Source organism: Pseudomonas iridis, from assembly GCF_017980685.1.
GTDB lineage: Bacteria > Pseudomonadota > Gammaproteobacteria > Pseudomonadales > Pseudomonadaceae > Aquipseudomonas > Aquipseudomonas iridis.
On sequence record NZ_JACXXO010000004.1, the window covers coordinates 207681 to 228731 of the forward strand.

At 58.6% G+C, this 21051-nt stretch carries 21 protein-coding genes; 14 read left to right on the forward strand and 7 right to left on the reverse strand.

The annotated features are described in order from the left end of the window. Nucleotides 1-66: 66 nt before the first annotated feature. Nucleotides 67-975: a flagellar protein MotY gene (locus IEQ42_RS10160; RefSeq protein ID WP_210703422.1), complete on the reverse strand. Its 909-nt coding sequence runs from the start codon at nt 973-975 to the stop codon at nt 67-69. Between the two features lie 160 nt (nt 976-1135). Between IEQ42_RS10160 and pyrC the strand changes: the two genes are divergently transcribed. Together pyrC and rnt are read left to right on the forward strand one after the other, a co-directional pair. Further along, entirely contained in the window at nt 1136-2182 is a 1047-nt protein-coding gene (gene pyrC, locus IEQ42_RS10165) for a dihydroorotase (RefSeq protein WP_210703423.1), read from the forward strand. Further along, entirely contained in the window at nt 2179-2856 is a 678-nt protein-coding gene (rnt, locus tag IEQ42_RS10170; RefSeq protein WP_042560738.1) for a ribonuclease T, read from the forward strand. The genes pyrC and rnt overlap by 4 nt, the downstream gene beginning before the upstream one ends. Nucleotides 2857-2929: 73 nt before the next feature. Here the strand turns inward: rnt and IEQ42_RS10175 are convergent, their stop codons facing one another. Then, on the reverse strand, nt 2930-3532 hold the full coding sequence (locus IEQ42_RS10175; RefSeq protein WP_003227723.1) for a peroxiredoxin: 603 nt from the start codon (nt 3530-3532) through the stop codon (nt 2930-2932). A gap of 313 nt (nt 3533-3845) precedes the next feature. Between IEQ42_RS10175 and IEQ42_RS10180 the strand changes: the two genes are divergently transcribed. Then, nucleotides 3846-4064: a bacterioferritin-associated ferredoxin gene (locus IEQ42_RS10180; protein ID WP_003227725.1), complete on the forward strand. Its 219-nt coding sequence runs from the start codon at nt 3846-3848 to the stop codon at nt 4062-4064. A 200-nt stretch (nt 4065-4264) separates the two neighbouring features. Next, a complete protein-coding gene (gene bfr / locus IEQ42_RS10185) occupies nt 4265-4738 on the forward strand; it encodes a bacterioferritin (protein WP_042560739.1) in 474 nt (157 codons plus the stop codon). A 171-nt stretch (nt 4739-4909) separates the two neighbouring features. Here bfr and grxD read toward each other — a convergent pair whose 3' ends face one another. The 3 genes from grxD to IEQ42_RS10200 all read right to left on the reverse strand — a co-directional run bounded on the left by grxD (nt 4910) and on the right by IEQ42_RS10200 (nt 7879). Further along, nucleotides 4910-5251 (reverse strand): Grx4 family monothiol glutaredoxin, encoded by a 342-nt coding sequence (gene grxD / locus IEQ42_RS10190; protein WP_150592783.1) that lies wholly within the window; start codon nt 5249-5251, stop codon nt 4910-4912. 97 nt (nt 5252-5348) lie between these two features. After that, a complete protein-coding gene (locus tag IEQ42_RS10195; protein ID WP_115147781.1) occupies nt 5349-7454 on the reverse strand; it encodes a molybdopterin oxidoreductase family protein in 2106 nt (701 codons plus the stop codon). A gap of 134 nt (nt 7455-7588) precedes the next feature. After that, entirely contained in the window at nt 7589-7879 is a 291-nt protein-coding gene (locus IEQ42_RS10200) for a hypothetical protein (RefSeq protein WP_210703424.1), read from the reverse strand. Nucleotides 7880-8283: 404 nt separating this feature from the next. Between IEQ42_RS10200 and argF the strand changes: the two genes are divergently transcribed. After that, on the forward strand, nt 8284-9204 hold the full coding sequence (argF, locus tag IEQ42_RS10205) for an ornithine carbamoyltransferase (protein ID WP_042560744.1): 921 nt from the start codon (nt 8284-8286) through the stop codon (nt 9202-9204). After that, nucleotides 9201-10310, forward strand: a complete 1110-nt coding sequence (locus IEQ42_RS10210) for an ABC transporter ATP-binding protein (RefSeq protein ID WP_210703425.1) — start codon at nt 9201-9203, stop codon at nt 10308-10310. The genes argF and IEQ42_RS10210 overlap by 4 nt, the downstream gene beginning before the upstream one ends. 76 nt (nt 10311-10386) lie before the next feature. On the opposite strand, the gene IEQ42_RS10215 is transcribed toward IEQ42_RS10210, so the two are convergent. Next, nucleotides 10387-11169 (reverse strand): PhzF family phenazine biosynthesis protein, encoded by a 783-nt coding sequence (locus tag IEQ42_RS10215; protein WP_210703426.1) that lies wholly within the window; start codon nt 11167-11169, stop codon nt 10387-10389. A gap of 98 nt (nt 11170-11267) precedes the next feature. Beyond that, nucleotides 11268-11738: a Cys-tRNA(Pro) deacylase gene (gene ybaK, locus IEQ42_RS10220; RefSeq protein ID WP_042560747.1), complete on the reverse strand. Its 471-nt coding sequence runs from the start codon at nt 11736-11738 to the stop codon at nt 11268-11270. Between the two features lie 362 nt (nt 11739-12100). On the opposite strand from ybaK, the gene IEQ42_RS10225 reads away from it, so the two are divergent. The 8 genes from IEQ42_RS10225 (at nt 12101) to IEQ42_RS10260 (ending at nt 20968) form a co-directional block, all read left to right on the forward strand. Continuing rightward, a complete protein-coding gene (locus IEQ42_RS10225; protein WP_210703427.1) occupies nt 12101-12952 on the forward strand; it encodes an MIP/aquaporin family protein in 852 nt (283 codons plus the stop codon). A 77-nt stretch (nt 12953-13029) separates the two neighbouring features. Continuing rightward, complete coding sequence (gene glpK / locus IEQ42_RS10230) at nt 13030-14532, forward strand: glycerol kinase GlpK (RefSeq protein WP_210703428.1); 1503 nt, start codon at nt 13030-13032, stop codon at nt 14530-14532. Nucleotides 14533-14627: 95 nt separating this feature from the next. Continuing rightward, nucleotides 14628-15383 carry a DeoR/GlpR family transcriptional regulator gene (locus IEQ42_RS10235; RefSeq protein ID WP_007916700.1) on the forward strand — a complete coding sequence of 252 codons (756 nt, stop codon included), beginning with the start codon at nt 14628-14630 and terminating at the stop codon, nt 15381-15383. A 295-nt stretch (nt 15384-15678) separates the two neighbouring features. Beyond that, nucleotides 15679-17214, forward strand: a complete 1536-nt coding sequence (glpD, locus tag IEQ42_RS10240) for a glycerol-3-phosphate dehydrogenase (RefSeq protein WP_210703429.1) — start codon at nt 15679-15681, stop codon at nt 17212-17214. Nucleotides 17215-17714: 500 nt separating this feature from the next. Continuing rightward, nucleotides 17715-18629 carry a glutamate/aspartate ABC transporter substrate-binding protein gene (locus tag IEQ42_RS10245; protein WP_210703430.1) on the forward strand — a complete coding sequence of 305 codons (915 nt, stop codon included), beginning with the start codon at nt 17715-17717 and terminating at the stop codon, nt 18627-18629. A 190-nt stretch (nt 18630-18819) separates the two neighbouring features. Further along, the gene (locus IEQ42_RS10250) at nt 18820-19566 is read left to right on the forward strand and encodes an amino acid ABC transporter permease (RefSeq protein WP_210703431.1); all 747 of its coding nucleotides are present in this window, start codon (nt 18820-18822) and stop codon (nt 19564-19566) included. After that, nucleotides 19566-20237: an amino acid ABC transporter permease gene (locus IEQ42_RS10255; protein WP_210703432.1), complete on the forward strand. Its 672-nt coding sequence runs from the start codon at nt 19566-19568 to the stop codon at nt 20235-20237. The genes IEQ42_RS10250 and IEQ42_RS10255 overlap by 1 nt, the downstream gene beginning before the upstream one ends. Continuing rightward, entirely contained in the window at nt 20234-20968 is a 735-nt protein-coding gene (locus IEQ42_RS10260; RefSeq protein WP_042560754.1) for an amino acid ABC transporter ATP-binding protein, read from the forward strand. The genes IEQ42_RS10255 and IEQ42_RS10260 overlap by 4 nt, the downstream gene beginning before the upstream one ends. Nucleotides 20969-21051 lie beyond the last annotated feature (83 nt).

Below are 21051 nucleotides of genomic sequence, written 5' to 3' on the forward strand. Positions count from 1 at the left end.
AGAGGCGCGACAGCTTAAGACGACAAAGCGACAGAATCTGTCGAGGGCGCGACGATGACCGGCGGGTCAGGAAGTTGCCGCAGCGTTCGCTGGCGTGCTGGTAGTGGGTGCAGGTGCGGTCGTCGGGGCTACTCGCGCAAGGTGCACGTTGACCCGACGGTTCTTCGCGCGGTTGCTCGCATTGGTGTTAGGAACCAATGGGTAGCGCTCACCATGGAAACGCACGGTGATCTGCGATTCCTGAATGCCGTTGGCCTTGAAGAAATCAACCACGGCCAAGGCCCGACGACGGGACAGTTCGCGATTGGTCAGACGATTGCCGCTGTTGTCCGAGTGGCCATCGAGTTCGATGTGGTTAACCGTCGGATCAGCCTTCATGTACTCGAGCATCACTTGCAGCTTGGCCTTGGCGGCAGCATCGAGCTCGATACCTTCGCCGGGGAAGCCGATCTGCGATCGTTTGACCTGTTCGAAATTCTGCGGCAGCAATTTCGCCACACAGCTCTGGTAATCGTTGAAGGCCTTACTGAACCTGACCGGCAACAAACGCACTTCCGAGACCCGACCATCGCCCGAGGCGCGACGGACAACCGGACTGCGCCCATCCATCAGACCACTGATCAAGCCGCCGGCCTGAGACTGCGAGCTGTTGAACAGGACGTTGCCGCTGCCCAGTCTTACGGTGCCCAGGTTGATGTCGCCGCGCCCTGGCTGCCAGGGTGCTGCGGCGGCGAGCAACGTCGCCGAACCGCCGCCGAGCATGGCGTTGTAGGCATTCAGACGGAAGATCGCCTGCTCGCCGGCCTTGCGCACGAACTCACCCGAGCCGAAATCCGTGATCGGTTGTGTCAGACGGCACTCGAACTTGTCGCCGGCGACCGTCCACTCAATGTTCTCCAGGCGAGTCTGGTACGTAAGCGCCATCGCAGGAAAACTGGCAAACACACTGAGCAAGGCTAAATATCGCTGGCGCACGGGAGGCTCCATTGGCTTCTGAAACACAAAGACCGATTCACACTACGTTTACGGCATACCTACGGGATATCGGAAGGTTCCCGCAAAACTTGATAGCGAGTGCCTGCAAGAGTCTTTTCCGGTAGCATTCGCCTCAGTTTGACCCGCCTGGAATCCCCTCATGTCCGACCGCCTGACCCTGCTGCGTCCCGACGACTGGCATATTCATCTTCGCGATGGTGCCGTGTTGACCAATACCGTTGCCGATGTTGCGCGCACGTTTGGTCGCGCCATCATCATGCCCAACCTGGTACCACCGGTGCGCAACGCCGCTGAAGCCGACGGCTATCGCCAGCGGATTCTCGCTGCCCGCCCGGCCGGCAGTCGCTTTGAGCCGTTGATGGTGCTGTACCTTACCGACCGCACCCAGCCTGAAGAAATTCGCGAGGCCAAGGCCAGCGGTTTCGTGCACGCCGCCAAGCTGTACCCGGCCGGCGCCACCACCAATTCGGATTCTGGCGTCACCAGCATCGACAAGATCTTCCCGGCAATCGAGGCCATGGCCGAAGTCGGGATGCCGTTGTTGATTCACGGCGAAGTCACCCGTGGCGATGTCGACGTGTTCGACCGCGAAAAAATCTTCATCGATGAGCACATGCGTCGCGTGGTCGAGCGTTTCCCGACGCTCAAGGTTGTTTTCGAACACATCACCACCGCCGATGCCGTGCAGTTCGTCAACGAGGCCCCGGCCAACGTTGGCGCGACCATCACCGCGCATCACCTGCTGTACAACCGCAACCACATGCTGGTGGGCGGGATTCGGCCGCACTTCTACTGCCTGCCGATCCTCAAGCGCAACACTCATCAGGAAGCCCTTCTCGATGCTGCCACCAGCGGCAACGCGAAGTTCTTCCTCGGCACCGACTCGGCGCCGCACGCCCAGCACGCCAAGGAAGCCGCTTGCGGCTGTGCTGGCTGCTACACCGCGTACGCCGCCATCGAGATGTATGCCGAAGCCTTTGAACAACGCAATGCACTGGACAAGCTCGAAGCGTTCGCCAGCCTCAACGGCCCGCGCTTCTATGGCCTGCCGGTGAACACCAATCGCATCACCCTGGTTCGTGACGAATGGACCGCCCCAACCAGCCTGCCCTTTGGCGAGCTGACCGTTATCCCGCTGCGCGCCGGTGAAAAACTGCGCTGGCGCCTGCTGGAGGAACACGCGTGAGTGAAGACCATTTCGACGACGAACTGGACGGTCAAAGTGGCGGCGGCGGTTCCCGTCACCCAATGGCAGCACGCTTTCGCGGCTACCTGCCGGTTGTTGTCGACGTAGAAACCGGCGGCTTCAATTCGGCCACCGATGCGTTGCTGGAGATTGCCGCGACCACCATCGCCATGGATGAAAAGGGTTTCGTTTATCCGGATCACACCTACTTCTTCCGTGTCGAGCCGTTCGAAGGCGCCAACATTGAAGCAGCTGCGCTGGAGTTCACTGGCATCAAGCTGGACCACCCGCTGCGCATGGCTGTCAGCGAAGAGACGGCACTGACCGACATCTTCCGTGGCATCCGCAAGGCGCTGAAGGCCAACGGCTGCAAGCGCGCGATTCTGGTCGGCCACAACAGCAGCTTCGACCTTGGCTTCCTCAATGCCGCCGTTGCGCGACTGGACATGAAGCGCAATCCGTTCCACCCGTTCTCCAGTTTCGACACGGCGACGCTGGCCGGTCTGGCTTACGGCCAAACCGTACTGGCGAAAGCCTGTCAGGCGGCCGACATCGATTTCGACGGTCGTGAGGCGCACTCCGCGCGTTACGACACCGAGAAAACCGCCGAGCTGTTCTGCGGCATCGTCAATCGCTGGAAACAGATGGGCGGCTGGGAAGACTTCAACGACTGATCCTGGTCGGTTTTCTCCCGCGCGAAAAAAACCGGCCACATGGGCCGGTTTTTTTGTACCGCAACGTTGCGCCTTACAGGGCAGCAGCGTTCTCGGTCAGGTAAGCAGCAACGCCTTCTGGCGAAGCGTTCATGCCTTTGTCGCCTTTTTTCCAGTTGGCAGGGCAGACTTCGCCGTGCTCTTCGTGGAATTGCAGAGCGTCGACCAGACGGATCAGCTCTTCCATGTTACGGCCCAGTGGCAGGTCGTTGATGATCTGCGAGCGGACAACGCCTTTGTCGTCGATCAGGAATGCGCCACGGAAAGCCACGCCGCCTTCGGATTCAACGTCGTAAGCCTTGGCGATGTCGTGCTTCATGTCGGCAGCCATGGTGTATTTCACCTGGCCGATGCCGCCATTGTTCACTGGGGTGTTGCGCCAGGCGTTGTGGGTGAAGTGCGAGTCGATCGACACAGCGATCACTTCAACGTTGCGTGCCTTGAAGTCAGCCATGCGGTTGTCCAGAGCGATCAGCTCGGACGGGCAGACGAAGGTGAAGTCCAGTGGGTAGAAGAACACCAGGCCGTATTTGCCTTTGATGGCCGAGGACAGGGTGAAGCTGTCAACGATCTCGCCATTGCCGAGTACGGCCGGGACGGTGAAGTCTGGGGCTTGTTTGCCTACGAGTACGCTCATTGATATCTCCTGGTGTAGAAACTTGAAGTTCAGGGTCCGGGCCAGCCTGCCACCCTCAGGCGACAGCCCTGTGACACGAACCCCCTTCGCAAGGGCCGACCATCATACACTGCGTTTTTCGCCTGTCCTTAACGGTTTTTCGCAGTTGCCGATCACAAGGCTGCATTTACGGGGCCAGGCAGATTGCCAGTAATCACCGTTCGTCAGTCATGGGCTAATTCGGTGAAAAGGCCTCGCAAAGCACTTTGACAATCATTCTCGTTATTATTAAGATCCATCGCAATTGAGTCACAACCAGCGACGGTTCTCACTTATGTATGTTTGTCTCTGCACTGGCGTCACCGACGGACAGATCCGCGAAGCGATCTATGAAGGTTGCTGCAGCTATAAAGAAGTCCGCCAGGCCACCGGCGTCGCCAGCCAGTGCGGCAAATGTGCCTGCCTTGCCAAGGAAGTGGTTCGCGAAACCCTGACCAAGCTGCAAACCGCCCAGGCCGCGATTCCTTATCCAGTAGAATTTACTGCTGCATAACTACCCCTATTTTAAAGAACCGGACTTATGTCCGGTTTTTTTATGCCTGTAAATCAAGCGCTTAGGCTCCAGACGCGGAACACAAACATTCTTATTCCGATTAATTTTCATATATTATTCAATAACTTAGGTTTGACACTTATAAGTACGAAGCTCAAACTCCGCCTTATATACAGCTATTACAGGGCAGGACTCCGATCATGAAAGGCGACATTACAGTCATCCAGCATCTCAACAAGATCCTTGCCAATGAGCTGGTCGCGATCAATCAGTACTTCCTGCATGCGCGCATGTATGAAGATTGGGGCCTGAACAAGCTGGGCAAGCACGAGTACAAAGAATCCATCGACGAGATGAAGCACGCCGACAAGCTGATCAAGCGCATCCTGTTCCTCGAAGGTCTTCCAAACGTGCAGGACCTGGGCAAGCTGCACATCGGTGAGCACACTCAGGAAATGCTGGAGTGCGACCTGCGTATCGAGAAGACCGGCCATGCTGACCTGAAAGCCGCAATCGCCCATTGCGAAACCGTTGGCGACTTTGGCAGCCGTGAGCTGCTCGAAGATATCCTCGAATCCGAAGAAGAACATATCGACTGGCTGGAAACCCAACTGGGCCTGATCGGCAAAGTCGGTCTTGAGAACTATCTGCAATCGCAGATGGGCGAAGAGTGATTTAACACTCGCCAAACTCAAGACATTAAAAAGCCCCGCCCTCTTTCGAGGTGCGGGGCTTTTTATTGCCCTATGTGGGAGCCTGGCTTGCCAGCGATGCAGACGCCGCGATTTTACAGAAACACCGCGTCATCGGTTTCGCGAGCAAGCCCTGCTCCTACAACCAAGGCATCAGGCTTCGGACTTGTTCGCCGCAGCCGCTTCAACAGCCGTCTTGATGGTGGTTTGCAACGAACCGTCTGCAGCCATCTCGGTCATGATATCGCTACCGCCGACCAGTTCACCGCCGACCCACAGTTGCGGGAAAGTCGGCCAGTTGGCGTACTTTGGCAGGTTGGCGCGGATTTCCGGGTTCTGCAGGATGTCCACGTACGCAAACTTTTCACCACACGCCATCACAGCCTGTGCAGCTTTCGCGGAAAAGCCACATTGTGGGGCATTCGGCGAGCCTTTCATGTAAAGCAGAATGGTGTTGTTGGCAATCTGCTCTTTAATCGTTTCGATGATATCCATGGAGCACCTCGGCTGAACTTTCCGACTCACGGGTCGGCACGGTGGCGCATTGTAACGGAATCCCGAGCGCCATGCTCGGTCTCCCCGACAGACATGCTCAAGCCGCCGCCACGGTCACCGGCACACCATTGAGCGCCGCGTTCCCGGACAACTCGTCGAGCTGACATTCATCGGTCAGGTCATTGGCGCTCGACCCCGGTTGACTGCTGGCAATCGCCATCTGCACACCCGGACGCGCATGCCCCCAACCGTGCGGCAGGCTGACCACGCCTTTCATCATGTCGAGGCTGCCGAGCACTTCCACTTCAATCTGACCGACCCGCGAACTCACCCGCACAAGCTGCCCATCATTGAGCCCGCGGCTGGCGAGGTCGTCCGGGTGCATCAGTAACTGGTGACGCGGCTTGCCCTTCACCAGACGGTGATAGTTGTGCATCCACGAATTGTTGCTGCGCACATGCCGGCGACCGATCATCAACAGTTCATCGGCGGCCGGTGCCTGCAAGGCGGCGAACCGTGCCAGGTCAGCGAGGATTTCTGGTGGCGCAGCCTGTACGCGTTGACTCGGCGTTTTCAGGCGCGCGGCCAGGTTAGGCTTCAACGCGCCCAGATCAATACCGTGGGGATGATCGAAAAGAGTGGCCAGGGAAAGCTTTTGCTCTGAGGCGTCACCGTACATCCCCATGCGCAGGCCCATGTCGATCATCTTCGCCGGCGGCATGGTCGGCTTCAGTTCCTTGCCGGTCTTCTCGGCGAAGGCCTTGGCCAGACCGACAAAGATTTCCCAGTCATGCAATGCGCCCTCGGGTTTGCCGAGGATCGCCCGATTGAAACGGGTGACGTTGCGCACCGCGAACAGGTTGAACGTGGTGTCGTAGTGATCGTTCTCCAGCGCCGAAGTCGACGGCAGAATCAGGTCGGCATAGCGCGTGGTTTCGTTGATGTACAGGTCAATGCTGACCATGAACTCCAGACCGTCCAGCGCTTGTTCGAGCTGCCGTCCATTGGGCGTCGACAGCACCGGATTGCCGGCCACGGTGATCAGCGCACGAATCTGCCCTTCGCCTGCAGTGAGCATTTCTTCAGCCAGCGCCGACACCGGCAATTCGCCGCCATATTCAGGACGCCCGGAAACACGACTTTGCCATTTGTTGAAATGCCCGCCCGAGGTCGACGCCACCAGATCCACTGCGGGCTCTGTGCACAGGGCCCCGCCAACGCGATCCAGATTGCCGGTGACCAGATTGATTAACTGCACCACCCAGTGGCACAACGTGCCGAACGCCTGGGTGGAAACGCCCATCCGTCCATAACACACCGCACTCGGCGCGGCGGCGAAGTCGCGGGCCAATTGGCGGATTTGCTCCGCGGGCACCGCGCACAGCGGGCTCATGGCTTCGGCGGTAAACGTCGAAACGGCCGCGCGCACTTCGTCCAGGCCATCCACTGGTAAATGGCTGTCGCGGGTCAATCCCTCGCTAAACAACGTGTTGAGTAACCCAAACAACAACGCCGCATCGCCCCCGGGACGCACGAACAAATGCTGATCGGCGATGGCCGCCGTTTCACTGCGTCGCGGATCGACCACCACCACTTTGCCGCCGCGTGCCTGAATCGCCTTAAGGCGTTTTTCGACGTCGGGCACCGTCATGATGCTGCCGTTCGAGGCGAGAGGATTGCCGCCCAGGATCAGCATGAAATCGGTGTGATCGATGTCGGGGATCGGCAGCAGCAGGCCGTGGCCGTACATCAGGTAACTGCTGAGGTGATGGGGTAGTTGATCGACCGATGTCGCGGAATACCGGTTACGGGTTTTCAACAGACCGAGGAAGTAATTGCTGTGGGTCATCAGCCCATAGTTGTGCACGCTCGGGTTGCCCTGATACACGGCCACCGAATTCTGCCCATGCCGCTCCTGGATCGCCGCCAGACGCTCGGCCACCAGCGCAAACGCCTCGTCCCACTCGATCGGCAGCCATTCGCTGCCAACCCGCCGCATCGGCTGGCGCAGGCGATCCGGATCGTTCTGAATGTCTTGCAGGGCCACGGCCTTGGGGCAGATGTGCCCACGGCTGAAGGTGTCGAGGGCATCACCCTTGATCGACGTGATCGCGACAGCGCCGTCGGTTTCGGTGGTCTCGATGGTCAAGCCGCAAATGGCTTCACACAGGTGGCAGGCACGGTGATGAAGAGTCTTGGTCATGGCCAGTCTCTGTTTTGTTCTGGGCAGGCAACAACGCCTGCGGGAACAAAACTATGGCCCGTGTGCCGAAACGGCGCCACCGACGTTCGTCTTGTGAATCGGCGGCCATCAGGCGAGCCGATAGCCCGACGCGATCAATTGATCGGCAGAGTGGGTGGCGGCGCCAACTGGATTTCCTGAATGGTTTCGATCTGCTCGTGGGCGATGTGCACACCGGTGAGTTCGCCGATCAGGCGCCAATGCTCGTCGAGCACGGTACTGATGGTCGCCATGCGATCGATCATTTGACGGCTGGCAGCCTTGACCACTTCATCCTCGCTGCGCAGCAGTTCGAAGGACATTGAGGTCATTGACGCGGTGAGATGGGTCAAGGAGCGAGCCGTATGGCCCAGCAAATCCATTAACAGTTGTTCTTTCGATTCCATGCGGAGGCTTCCTGCGTCGCTCGAAAGCTATTTATAACTCAGCACTTTGCTTTAGCAAATGTTTCAACGCGAACATCCGACCAAGCGATTGCGCGATCACCCGGTATCAAACCGACCTGCGGGGCGCCATACCCGCCACGCCAGATTGCCAAGCCCGGCAAGGCCAGTGTACAAAGAGGCTCGCTGCTGTCCTGAACCCGGCTTCAAATGCGCGACTGCAACTTGCCGTCCGCCCTCCGAATCCCGCAAAAACCGTAGCCTATTGGAAAAACGCGACATTTAGTGTCAATATCGCGCCTCCCCCTATTTCGTCGCCCCTGTGCGGCTTACGCCGCAGGTCTCGCCCGTTGTTCCGTTAAACAAGGCTTTGAGCATCTGCGGTTTGTAGCAAAAGGTAGTCAATGATGAGCGCAAGGCACTTTCTCTCCCTGATGGATTGCACGCCCGAAGAGCTGGTCAGCGTGATCCGTCGAGGCGTTGAGCTCAAGGACCTGCGTAACCGCGGCGTACTGTTCGAGCCTCTGAAAAACCGCGTGCTGGGGATGATCTTCGAGAAATCCTCGACCCGCACCCGGATCTCGTTCGAGGCCGGCATGATTCAGCTCGGCGGTCAGGCGATCTTTCTTTCGCCGCGCGACACGCAACTGGGCCGTGGCGAGCCGATCGGCGACTGCGCCATCGTCATGTCGAGCATGCTTGATGCGGTGATGATCCGTACGTTCGCGCACAGCACGCTCACCGAATTTGCCGCCAACTCGCGCGTACCGGTGATCAACGGCCTGTCCGATGACCTGCACCCGTGCCAGTTGCTGGCCGACATGCAGACTTTTCTTGAACATCGTGGCTCGATCCAGGGCAAGACCGTGGCCTGGATCGGCGACGGCAACAACATGTGCAACAGCTATATAGAAGCGGCGATCCAGTTCGACTTCCAGTTGCGCATCGCCTGCCCGGAAGGCTACGAGCCCAACCCGGAATTCGTCGCCAATGCCGGCGATCGTGTGACCATTGTCCGCGATCCAAAGGATGCCGTGCGCGGTGCACACCTGGTGAGCACCGACGTCTGGACCTCCATGGGCCAGGAAGAGGAAACCGCCAAGCGCCTCAAGTTGTTCGCACCGTTCCAGGTCAACCGTGCCCTGCTCGACCTCGCGGCCGAGGACGTGCTGTTCCTGCATTGCCTGCCCGCGCACCGTGGCGAAGAAATCAGTCTCGACCTGCTGGATGACCCGCGCTCCGTCGCTTGGGATCAGGCAGAAAACCGTCTCCACGCACAGAAGGCCTTGCTCGAGTTCCTCGTCGAACCGGCATATCACCACGCATGAGCCATGAATTACTGCTAAACCTGCGCAACCTCGCTTGCGGCTATCAGGACCAACGTGTGGTGCAGAACCTTAATCTGCACCTCAACGCCGGTGACATCGGTTGCCTGCTCGGCTCGTCCGGCTGCGGCAAGACCACCACCCTGCGCGCGATTGCCGGTTTCGAACCGGTGCACGAGGGCGAAATCACCCTGGGCGGCGAGACCATTTCCAGCGCCGGTTTCACCCTGGCGCCCGAGAAACGCCGGATTGGCATGGTGTTTCAGGACTACGCGCTGTTTCCGCACCTGAGTGTTGCGGACAACATTGCCTTTGGCATTCGCAAGCACCCGAACAAAACGCGCGTCACCGAAGAGCTGCTGGAGCTGGTCAACCTGAAAAACCTCGGCAAGCGCTTCCCGCACGAGCTCTCCGGTGGCCAGCAACAGCGCGTAGCCCTCGCCCGCGCCTTGGCGCCAGAGCCGCAATTGCTGCTGCTTGATGAACCATTCTCCAACCTCGATGGCGAACTGCGACGCAAGCTCAGCCACGAAGTGCGCGACATCCTCAAGGCTCGTGGCACCAGCGCAATTCTGGTAACCCACGACCAGGAAGAAGCCTTTGCGGTGAGCGATCACGTCGGCGTTTTCAAGGAAGGTCGACTGGAGCAATGGGACACGCCGTACAACCTGTATCACGAACCGGCAACCCAGTTTGTGGCCAGTTTTATCGGTCAGGGCTACTTCATTCGCGGCCAGCTCGCCAGCCCGGAATCGGTGCAGACCGAACTCGGCGAATTGCGCGGCAATCGGGCTTATACCTGGCCAATTGGCGGCGCGGTGGATGTGTTGCTGCGTCCGGATGACATCGTGTATGCACCGGATAGCGCGCTGAAGGCGCAGATTGTCGGCAAGACGTTCCAGGGCGCCTCGACGCTGTATCGCCTGCAACTGCCGACCGGTGCACAACTTGAGTCTATTTTCCCGAGCCACGCCGATCATCATGTCGGTGCTGAGGTAGGCATTCGCGTTGCGGCCGAACACCTGGTGTTGTTCCAGGCCTCGGGTAGCACGGTGGCGCAGATTCCCGCGGTGGAAAACGGCGTTCGGCGCTACAGCACTGCTCTCTGAAGATTAAAAGATCGCAGCATTCGGCAGCTCCTACAGGATCAGTGTAGGGCTGCCGAGGCTGCGATCTTTTCGTTTCTCAACCCAACAGTAATGTGCCGCTCGCAACCAGCGTTGCATTCCCGCCAATCTTCACCCGCTCCCCCTCGAACCGACAGAACAACTCCCCGCCTCGTGCCGAACGCTGACACGCGGTCAGGCTCGATTTGCCCAGACGCTTCGACCAGTAAGGGATCAGGCTGCAATGAGTCGAACCGGTCACCGGGTCTTCATTGATGCCAATCGCCGGAGCGAAATAACGCGAGACGAAATCGTGCTGATTGCCGCGCGCAGTGACGATAGCGCCCAGCCACGGCAGTTTGGCCAACGCGACCATGTCCGGCGTGCACTCGAGCACCGCCTGCTCCGATTCAAGCACCACGAACAGTTCGTTGGAGCCCAGCACATCCACCGCCTCGACACCCAGCGCACGCTCGACATCCAGCGTCACACCAATCTCCGACGGCACAATCGAGGGAAAATCCAGCCACAGGCGGCCCTCCTCACGGCTTACGCTCAGCGGCCCGGACTTGCAGGTGAAGTCGATACGTTCAGCACTTTCCTTGTAGATTTCGAACAGAACATAAGCGCTGGCCAGCGTCGCGTGACCGCACAACGGCACTTCGGTGGTCGGGGTAAACCAACGGATATGCCAAGCCTGGCCTTCACGCACCATAAACGCGGTTTCCGCCAGATTGTGTTCGGCGGCGATTTTCTGCATCAACTCATCGGCGAGCCACGCATCGAGCCGATAGACCATTGCCGGATTGCCACTGAACGGCCGATCACTGAACGCGTCGACCTGATGAAATTCGAGCTGCATAACCTTCTCCCTAAGTCAGTCGGCAGAGCATGCAATCACGATGAAATCGGCGCCAGTGACAGATCCGGCGAAATTTCTTCATACAGCGCAGGTGAATGTCACGCTCGGCCAATATCGGCAAATTTCGCCTGGGTGTGTTCGGCAAGTATTGTCGGCGCCAGTTCGACCTCCAGCCCTCGCCGACCGGCGCTGACATAGATAGAAGCAAAACCCTGGGCTGAATTATCAATAAAGGTGCGCAGGCGCTTTTTCTGCCCCAAAGGGCTGATACCACCCAACAAATACCCAGTGGAGCGCTGAGCCGCCGCCGGGTCTGCCATCTCGGCTTTTTTCACGCCAGCGGCATGGGCCAAGCCCTTGAGGTCGAGGCTTCCGACGACCGGCACCACCGCCACCAGCAATTCGCCTTTTTCACTGGCCGCCAGCAGCGTCTTGAACACCTGCGCAGGCTCGAGGCCAAGCTTCTCTGCGGCCTCCAGCCCATAGGACGCGGCCTTCGGGTCATGTTCGTAACTGTGCACGCGATGTTCGGCACGAACTTTTTTCAACAGGTCCAACGCAGGGGTCATGGCAACTCCAGGCTCGGCAGTGGCAGGAAATTCCTGCGCAGGATTCTAGGCCATCACATCACAAAAGGCTCTATTCCAGGCCACGTTTCTCGCGGCCTGCGGGTATTCCGAGCACGTATCTCTGCGCCGACGGCACGCAATCATTCACACCACGAATAGTTACATTGTGACCGACAGTTCACTTTCGACCTTTGACAGCTTTGTTTCTTGTCTATATTTTTTCGAATCTGAATAATGTAAGAATTGCGGTCACCACAGCACCCAGCAGTAAACCGGGAACAGGATGGGGATCCTGCCTCGGAGAAGATCGCGCCTTGCCCTGTTGGCAACGCGCCAGACAACAACAAAAATCGAGGTTTTCAATGACAACTGCTTTACAGCAACCATCGCTCTCGGGCCAATGCATGGCCGAGTTCCTGGGTACTGCACTCCTGATCTTCTTCGGCACCGGTTGTGTCGCCGCGCTCAAAGTCGCGGGCGCCAGCTTCGGCCTGTGGGAAATCAGCATCATCTGGGGCGTCGGCGTGAGCATGGCGATCTACCTCACCGCCGGTGTTTCCGGCGCGCACCTGAACCCTGCCGTGAGCATCGCCCTGACAATCTTCGCCGACTTCGAAAAGCGCAAACTGCCGTTCTACATCCTCTCGCAAATTGCCGGCGCCTTCTGCGGTGCACTGTTGGTTTACACGCTTTACAGCAACCTTTTCTTCGATTTCGAACAAACCCATCAAATGGTTCGTGGCTCGGCCGCCAGCCTTGAATTGGCGTCGGTGTTCTCGACATTCCCGAACCCGGTGCTGTCGACCGCCCAGGCGTTCCTGGTCGAGATGATCATTACCGCGATCCTGATGGGCGTGATCATGGCCCTGACCGACGACAACAACGGACTGCCACGCGGCCCGATGGCACCGTTGCTGATCGGTTTGCTGATTGCGGTGATCGGCAGCTCGATGGGCCCGCTGACCGGTTTTGCGATGAACCCGGCGCGTGATTTTGGTCCGAAACTGATGACTTTCTTTGCGGGCTGGGGTGAAATTTCCTTCACTGGCGGCCGTGATATTCCGTATTTCCTGATTCCGATTTTTGCACCGATTGTCGGTGCCTGCCTCGGCGCTGCCGGGTATCGCGGGCTCATCGCCCGTCACCTGACCGGCGCCACACCTGCTACAAAGGATGCAGAACCGGCCATTGACGGCAAACCAAGAACTTCTTGAAACAGTCGGCGCAGGTTCCTGCCCTTTAGAACCTGCGCCACGGCCCACTCTCCCTTATTTCGTCCAAGGCAATCGACATGACCGACATTCAGAATAAGAACTACATCATTGCCCTCGATCAGGGTACAACCAGCTCCCGCGCGATCATTTTCGACCGCGATGCGAACGTGGTTTGCACCGCGCAGCGCGAATTCGCCCAGCATTACCCGCAAGCCGGTTGGGTCGAACACGACCCGATGGAAATCTTCGCCACCCAGAGCGCAGTGATGGTCGAAGCGCTGGCCCAGGCCGGTCTGCATCACGATCAGGTCGCCGCCATCGGCATCACCAACCAGCGTGAAACCACCGTAGTCTGGGACAAGACCACCGGCCGTCCCGTCTACAACGCCATCGTCTGGCAGTGCCGCCGCAGCACCGAGATCTGCCAGCAGCTCAAGCGCGATGGCCACGAAGAGTACATCCGTGACACCACGGGCCTGGTCACCGACCCGTACTTCTCCGGCACCAAATTGAAGTGGATCCTCGACAACGTCGAAGGCAGCCGCGAGCGTGCGCGCAACGGCGAATTGCTGTTCGGTACCATCGATAGCTGGCTGATCTGGAAATTCACTGGCGGCAAGGTGCACGTCACCGACTACACCAACGCCTCGCGCACCATGCTCTTCAACATTCACTCGCTTGAGTGGGACGCGAAGATGCTGGAGATCCTCGACATCCCGCGCGAAATGCTCCCGGAAGTGAAAGCCTCGTCCGAGATCTATGGCCGCACCAAAAGCGGCATTGCCATCGGCGGTATCGCCGGTGACCAGCAAGCGGCGTTGTTCGGCCAGATGTGCGTTGAGCCGGGCCAGGCGAAAAACACCTATGGCACCGGCTGCTTCCTGCTGATGAACACCGGCGACAAGGCAGTGAAATCCAGGCACGGCATGCTCACCACCATCGCTTGCGGCCCGCGCGGCGAAGTTGCTTATGCGCTGGAAGGTGCGGTGTTCAACGGTGGTTCGACTGTGCAGTGGCTGCGCGATGAGCTGAAAATCATCAACGACGCCCACGACACCGAATACTTCGCCAACAAGGTCAAGGACAGCAACGGCGTGTACCTGGTACCGGCCTTTACCGGTCTCGGCGCTCCCTACTGGGACCCGTATGCCCGTGGCGCGCTGTTCGGCCTGACTCGCGGCGTGCGCGTGGATCACATCATCCGCGCCGCGCTGGAATCGATCGCCTACCAGACCCGCGACGTCCTCGACGCCATGCAACAGGACTCCGGCGAACGCCTCAAAGCCCTGCGCGTAGACGGCGGCGCGGTGGCGAACAACTTCCTCATGCAGTTCCAGGCCGACATCCTCGGCACCCAGGTAGAGCGCCCGCAAATGCGCGAAACCACGGCACTGGGCGCGGCGTATCTGGCCGGTCTGGCATGCGGCTTCTGGGGCAGCCTGGATGAACTGCGTGGCAAAGCGGTAATCGAGCGTGAGTTCGAGCCGAGCCTGGACGAAGTCGAGAAAGAGAAGTTGTACAAAGGCTGGAAAAAAGCCGTCAGCCGCACCCGTGACTGGGCGCGTGAGGACGCCGAATAAGCCAGTCTGAGGACTGACTAAAGCTGGAAACTGGTCGGGAGGAGATTCCTGCGGCATCATGGGCAAATTTTGCACGGCAGCCCAAAGGAAGCCCCATGAATCTGCCTCCCCGTCAGCAGCAAATCCTCGAGCTGGTCCGCGAACGCGGCTATGTGAGCATCGAGGAAATGGCTACGCTGTTCGTTGTTACCCCGCAAACCATCCGCCGCGACATCAATCAGCTCGCGGAAGCCAATCTGCTGCGTCGTTACCACGGCGGCGCTGCCTACGATTCGAGCGTCGAAAACACGGCCTATGCGATGCGCGCCGATCAGATGCGCGATGAAAAACAACGCATTGGTGAAGCCATCGCCGCACAGATTCCCGATCATGCCTCGCTGTTTATCAACATCGGCACCACCACCGAATCGATTGCCCGCGCCCTGCTCAACCACAACCACCTGAAAATCATCACCAATAACCTGCACGTGGCGTCGATGCTCAGTGCCAAGGATGATTTCGATGTGCTGCTGACCGGTGGCAATGTCCGTCGCGATGGCGGTGTGGTGGGTCAGGCGAGTGTGGATTTCATCAATCAGTTCAAGGTTGATTTTGCCCTGGTCGGTATCAGTGGTATCGACGAGGACGGCAGTCTGCTCGACTTCGATTATCAGGAAGTCCGGGTTTCGCAAGCGATCATTGCCAATGCACGCCAGGTGATTCTGGCGGCGGACTCGAGCAAGTTCGGGCGTAACGCGATGATCCGGCTCGGGCCAATCAGCCTGATTGATTGCCTGGTGACCGACCAGCAACCGGTGCCGGCATTGGCGCAGTTGTTGAGCCAGCACAAGATTCGCCTGGAAGTCGTTTAGCCCCCCTAATCTTCATTTGCTGCGCCGACGCCTTCGCGAGCAGGCTCGCTCCCACACTGGAATGCATTTCAAACTGTGGGAGCGAACCTGCTCGCGAATGCAATCGAGTAAAAAGCACGCCTCTAGCGCCCCTTCGCGCATTTAATGTTCGGAAATTTTCCTTTAACGGCCCTTCGATGAGTTTTTTCAATCGAATGCGACTGGCTGTGCGCGTGTTTATGGGCTACCATTTTCGTAAATGAACATTAATGTTCGAATTCAAATATAGAAAATCACAAGAGCCCGAGGCCAGCCGATGTCTACATCTACCTTGCGTACGCCCCCTATCTCCGAGATCTACGATATCGCCGTCATCGGTGGCGGGATCAATGGGGTGGGGATCGCAGCGGATGCCGCCGGTCGCGGTCTCTCGGTGTTCCTTTGCGAAAAAGATGATTTGGCCAGCCACACCTCGTCGTCCAGCAGCAAGCTGATCCACGGTGGTCTGCGCTATCTCGAACATTACGAGTTCCGCCTGGTGCGTGAAGCGCTGGCTGAACGCGAAGTGTTGCTTGCCAAGGCGCCGCACATCGTCAAGCCGATGCGCTTCGTGCTGCCGCACCGCCCGCACCTGCGTCCGGCGTGGATGATTCGTGCCGGCCTGTTCCTGTACGACAACCTCGGCAAGCGCGAAAAACTCGCCGGTTCGCGCAGTCTCAAGTTCGGCGCCGACAGCGCACTGAAAAGCGAAATCACCAAAGGCTTCGAATACTCCGATTGCTGGGTCGACGACGCCCGCCTCGTGGTACTGAACGCCATGGCTGCGCGGGAAAAAGGCGCCCATGTGCACACCCAGACCCGTTGCGTCAGCGCACGCCGCGCCAAAGGTTTGTGGCACCTGAATCTTGAGCGCGCCGACGGCAGCCTGTTCTCGATCACCGCCAAAGCACTGGTCAACGCCGCGGGTCCATGGGTTGCCAAGTTCATTCGCGACGACCTGAAGATGGAATCGCCATACGGCATCCGTCTGATTCAGGGCAGCCACGTCATCGTGCCGAAGCTGTACGAAGGCGAACATGCGCACATTCTGCAAAACGAAGATCAGCGCATCGTTTTCACCATTCCATACCTGAACCACTTCACCTTGATCGGCACCACCGACCGCGAGTACACCGGCGATCCAGCCAAAGTGGCGATCACCGACGGCGAAACCGATTACCTGCTGAAAGTGGTCAACGCACACTTCAAGAAGCAAGTCAGCCGCGACGACATCCAGCACAGCTACTCGGGTGTGCGTCCGCTGTGCAACGACGAGTCCGATAACCCGTCGGCCGTGACTCGCGATTACACCTTGGCATTGTCGGGTGGCGGTGAAGAAGCACCGCTGCTGTCGGTATTCGGCGGCAAGCTGACCACCTACCGCAAACTCGCCGAGTCGGCGATGGCGCAGTTGATGCCGCATTTCACCCAGATGCGCCCGAGCTGGACTGCTTCGGCGACCCTGCCAGGCGGCGAAGACATGACCACCCCGCAGGCCTTGAGCGCATTGATCCGCGACAAGTTCGACTTCGTGCCAACCGAGATCGCCCGCCGCTGGTCTACCACCTACGGCAGCCGTACATGGCGCATGCTCGAAGGCGTGGAAACCCTCGCGGACATGGGTGAACACATTGGTGGCGGGCTCTACACCCGTGAGGTCGACTACCTGTGCAGCGAAGAGTGGGCAACGACCGCGCACGATATTCTGTGGCGTCGCAGCAAGCTAGGGCTGTTCACCACACCTGCCGAGCAGGAGAAACTGGCGGCGTATCTGGGCAAGGTCGAGCAGAATCGCAAGATTGAAGCCGCTTGATCACCTGATTAGCGCTGGAACGAAAGCCCCTGGATTGTGAGATTCAGGGGCTTTTTTTGCGTCAGTAAGACCCATTCCCCCTCACCCCAGCCCTCTCCCCCAAGGGGTAGAGGGGAAAGGGAGCAGATCTTTATGGGGTTCAACTCCTGAGTTCGACTCGGTATCTAAAGTCGAAGTAACTCATCCAGACAACTCGGTCAGTCCCCTCTCCCTCCGGGAGAGGGCCAGGGTGAGGGGCCTCCATCCATTCGGTTTTCCGAACGCGACTTTGCGGTCGATTCGGTTAACCGGATCAGATACGCCACAAAAATCCGCCATAAAAGTTTAATAGCTTTATAAATCAAAGCCTTAGCTGTTATCGACTGGTATGGCACGACTCATGCTCTACACTCTCTCGACGAATGCCTGTTGTGCCAACACTGCAGGAGCCGTCAGGCATTCGAAGCACAAAAGGGCCGACAAACTGGCTCCATAAAAAAAACAATGTCGAGGAAAATTTGATGCGCATCGTTCCCCATATCCTGGGCGCAGCCATTGCTGCCGCTCTGATCAGCACGCCAGTTTTCGCTGCCGAACTCACCGGCACCCTGAAGAAGATCAAAGAGTCCGGTGTCATCACCCTGGGCCACCGCGATGCCTCCATCCCGTTTTCCTACATCGCTGACGCCTCCGGCAAACCGGTCGGCTACTCCCACGATATCCAGCTGGCTATCGTCGAAGCGATCAAGAAAGACCTCGACCTTCCAAACCTGCAGGTCAAATACAACCTGGTGACCTCGCAAACCCGTATCCCGCTGGTGCAGAACGGCACCGTGGACGTCGAGTGCGGCTCCACCACCAACAACGTCGAGCGTCAGCAGCAGGTTGACTTCTCCGTGGGCATCTTCGAAATCGGTACCCGTCTGCTGTCCAAGGCTGACTCCAAGTACAAGGATTTCGACGACCTCAAGGGCAAGAACGTCGTGACCACCGCCGGCACCACGTCCGAGCGCATCCTCAAGGCGATGAATGCCGACAAGCAGATGGGCATGAACGTCATCTCCGCCAAGGACCACGGTGAATCCTTCCAGATGCTGGAATCGGGTCGTGCCGTTGCGTTCATGATGGACGACGCACTGCTGGCCGGCGAAGCGGCCAAGGCCAAGAAAGCCACCGACTGGGCCGTGACCGGTACTCCACAGTCCTACGAAATCTACGGCTGCATGATGCGCAAAGGCGACGAGCCGTTCAAAAAGGCTGTGGATGACGCCATCAAGGCGACCTACGCATCGGGCGCGATCACCAAGATCTACGACAAGTGGTTCATGGCGCCGATTCCACCAAAAGGCCTGAACCTGAACTTCCCGATGAGCGACGAGCTCAAGGCTCTGATCGCCAATCCGACCGATAAAGCGGCTGACGACAAGAAATCCTGATTTCTGACTAACCTTATCTCCTGAAGGGGCTCGGTCCTTTCAGGAGTTTGTCACTCCCTGCTGGCACATTCTGGAAACACTCGAACCGGTGGCTGTCGAGCCGATCGCGTGTGCCTGATCTTCACGATCAGAGGGAACGGAGTTTCCCAGGCGGGCACTTGTATATCGATCGAATCGAGGGGAGACCCTAATGAATTACAACTGGGACTGGAGCGTGTTCTTCAAGTCCACCGGCGTGGGCAGCGAGACCTATCTCGACTGGTTCATTTCCGGTCTGGGCTGGACCATCGCCATCGCCATCGTGGCCTGGATCATCGCTCTGCTGCTGGGCTCGATACTGGGCGTCATGCGCACCGTACCGAACCGCATCGTGGCGGGCATTGCGACCTGCTATGTCGAGTTGTTCCGTAACGTGCCGCTGCTGGTGCAGCTGTTCATCTGGTACTTCCTGGTGCCCGACCTGCTGCCCGCCGATCTGCAAGAGTGGTACAAACAGGACCTCAACCCAACTACCTCGGCTTACCTGAGCGTGGTCGTGTGCCTGGGTCTGTTCACCGCCGCGCGTGTTTGCGAACAAGTGCGTACCGGCATCCAGGCGTTGCCGCGTGGCCAGGAATCGGCCGCCCGTGCCATGGGCTTCAAGCTGCCGCAAATCTACTGGAACGTGCTGCTGCCCCAGGCCTACCGGATCATCATTCCGCCGCTTACCTCGGAATTTTTGAACGTCTTCAAGAACTCCTCCGTGGCCTCGCTGATCGGGCTGATGGAGCTGCTCGCGCAGACCAAACAGACCGCCGAGTTCTCGGCCAACCTGTTTGAAGCGTTCACCCTCGCTACCCTGATTTATTTCACCCTGAACATGAGCCTCATGCTGCTGATGCGCGTGGTCGAGAAGAAAGTTGCCGTGCCCGGCCTGATCTCCGTGGGGGGTAAATAATGGAATTTGATTTCAGTGGCATCGTCCCGGCCATTCCCGGTTTGTGGAACGGCATGGTGATGACCCTCAAGCTGATGGCGATGGGCGTGGTGGGCGGGATCATTCTCGGCACCATCCTGGCGCTGATGCGTTTGTCCTCGAGCAAACTGCTGTCGCGGGTTGCCGGCGCCTACGTCAACTATTTCCGTTCGATCCCGCTGCTGCTGGTGATCACCTGGTTCTATCTGGCGGTGCCGTTCGTGCTGCGCTGGATCACCGGCGAAGACACCCCGATCGGTGCGTTCACCTCATGCATCGTCGCGTTCATGATGTTTGAAGCGGCTTACTTCTGCGAAATCGTCCGCGCCGGTGTGCAGTCGATTCCCAAAGGTCAGATGGGCGCGGCGCAAGCGCTGGGCATGAGCTACGGACAGGTGATGCGTCTGATCATCCTGCCGCAAGCGTTTCGCAAGATGACCCCGCTGTTGCTGCAACAGAGCATCATTCTGTTCCAGGACACCTCACTGGTTTACACCGTGGGCCTGGTGGACTTCCTCAATGCCTCGCGCGCCAGTGGCGACATCATTGGCCGCTCCAATGAGTTCCTGATCTTCGCAGGTCTCGTGTACTTCACAATCAGCTTTGCCGCCTCGCTGCTGGTCAAGCGTCTGCAAAAAAGGTTCGCCGTATGATCTCTATCAAGAACATCAACAAGTGGTATGGGGACTTCCAGGTGCTGACTGATTGCAGCACCGAGGTCAAAAAAGGCGAAGTGATCGTGGTTTGCGGCCCGTCGGGTTCCGGCAAGTCGACCCTGATCAAATGCGTCAACGCGCTGGAACCGTTCCAGAAAGGCGACATCGTGGTCGACGGCACTTCGATTGCCGACCCGAAGACCAACCTGCCGAAACTGCGCTCGCGCGTGGGCATGGTGTTCCAGCATTTCGAACTGTTCCCGCACCTGACCATCACCGAAAACCTGACTATCGCGCAGATCAAGGTGTTGGGCCGCAGCAAGGAAGAGGCGACCAAAAAAGGTCTGCAACTGCTGGAGCGCGTCGGCCTGTCGGCTCACGCCCACAAGCATCCGGGCCAATTGTCCGGCGGTCAGCAACAGCGCGTGGCGATTGCCCGTGCGCTGGCGATGGACCCGATCGTCATGCTGTTCGACGAACCGACCTCGGCACTCGACCCGGAAATGGTCAACGAAGTGCTCGACGTGATGGTGCAACTGGCCCAGGAAGGCATGACCATGATGTGCGTGACCCACGAAATGGGCTTCGCGCGCAAAGTGGCTGACCGCGTGATCTTCATGGACGCTGGCAAAATCATCGAAGACTGCCCGAAAGAAGAGTTCTTCGGCGATATCAGCGCCCGCTCCGAACGCGCGCAGCACTTCCTCGAGAAAATCTTGCAGCACTAAAAAACACTGCAGTACCTGTGGGAGCGGGCTTGCCCGCGATGGGGCCTTGTCAGTTGAAGATGATGTCGACTGATAGACCGCTA

Bases quoted from the DNA above. Each gene is read 5' to 3' on its own strand.
- IEQ42_RS10255 (WP_210703432.1), top strand. From the start codon at position 19,566: ATGGAATTTGATTTCAGTGGCATCGTCCCGGCCATTCCCGGTTTGTGG.
- IEQ42_RS10225 (WP_210703427.1), top strand. From the start codon at position 12,101: ATGACAACTGCTTTACAGCAACCATCGCTCTCGGGCCAATGCATGGCC.
- IEQ42_RS10200 (WP_210703424.1), bottom strand. From the start codon at position 7,879: ATGGAATCGAAAGAACAACTGTTAATGGATTTGCTGGGCCATACGGCT.
- IEQ42_RS10250 (WP_210703431.1), top strand. From the start codon at position 18,820: ATGAATTACAACTGGGACTGGAGCGTGTTCTTCAAGTCCACCGGCGTG.
- glpD (WP_210703429.1), top strand. From the start codon at position 15,679: ATGTCTACATCTACCTTGCGTACGCCCCCTATCTCCGAGATCTACGAT.
- IEQ42_RS10235 (WP_007916700.1), top strand. From the start codon at position 14,628: ATGAATCTGCCTCCCCGTCAGCAGCAAATCCTCGAGCTGGTCCGCGAA.
- pyrC (WP_210703423.1), top strand. From the start codon at position 1,136: ATGTCCGACCGCCTGACCCTGCTGCGTCCCGACGACTGGCATATTCAT.
- grxD (WP_150592783.1), bottom strand. From the start codon at position 5,251: ATGGATATCATCGAAACGATTAAAGAGCAGATTGCCAACAACACCATT.
- IEQ42_RS10175 (WP_003227723.1), bottom strand. From the start codon at position 3,532: ATGAGCGTACTCGTAGGCAAACAAGCCCCAGACTTCACCGTCCCGGCC.
- IEQ42_RS10215 (WP_210703426.1), bottom strand. From the start codon at position 11,169: ATGCAGCTCGAATTTCATCAGGTCGACGCGTTCAGTGATCGGCCGTTC.
- IEQ42_RS10245 (WP_210703430.1), top strand. From the start codon at position 17,715: ATGCGCATCGTTCCCCATATCCTGGGCGCAGCCATTGCTGCCGCTCTG.
- argF (WP_042560744.1), top strand. From the start codon at position 8,284: ATGAGCGCAAGGCACTTTCTCTCCCTGATGGATTGCACGCCCGAAGAG.
- glpK (WP_210703428.1), top strand. From the start codon at position 13,030: ATGACCGACATTCAGAATAAGAACTACATCATTGCCCTCGATCAGGGT.
- IEQ42_RS10180 (WP_003227725.1), top strand. From the start codon at position 3,846: ATGTATGTTTGTCTCTGCACTGGCGTCACCGACGGACAGATCCGCGAA.
- IEQ42_RS10210 (WP_210703425.1), top strand. From the start codon at position 9,201: ATGAGCCATGAATTACTGCTAAACCTGCGCAACCTCGCTTGCGGCTAT.
- IEQ42_RS10195 (WP_115147781.1), bottom strand. From the start codon at position 7,454: ATGACCAAGACTCTTCATCACCGTGCCTGCCACCTGTGTGAAGCCATT.
- IEQ42_RS10260 (WP_042560754.1), top strand. From the start codon at position 20,234: ATGATCTCTATCAAGAACATCAACAAGTGGTATGGGGACTTCCAGGTG.
- bfr (WP_042560739.1), top strand. From the start codon at position 4,265: ATGAAAGGCGACATTACAGTCATCCAGCATCTCAACAAGATCCTTGCC.
- ybaK (WP_042560747.1), bottom strand. From the start codon at position 11,738: ATGACCCCTGCGTTGGACCTGTTGAAAAAAGTTCGTGCCGAACATCGC.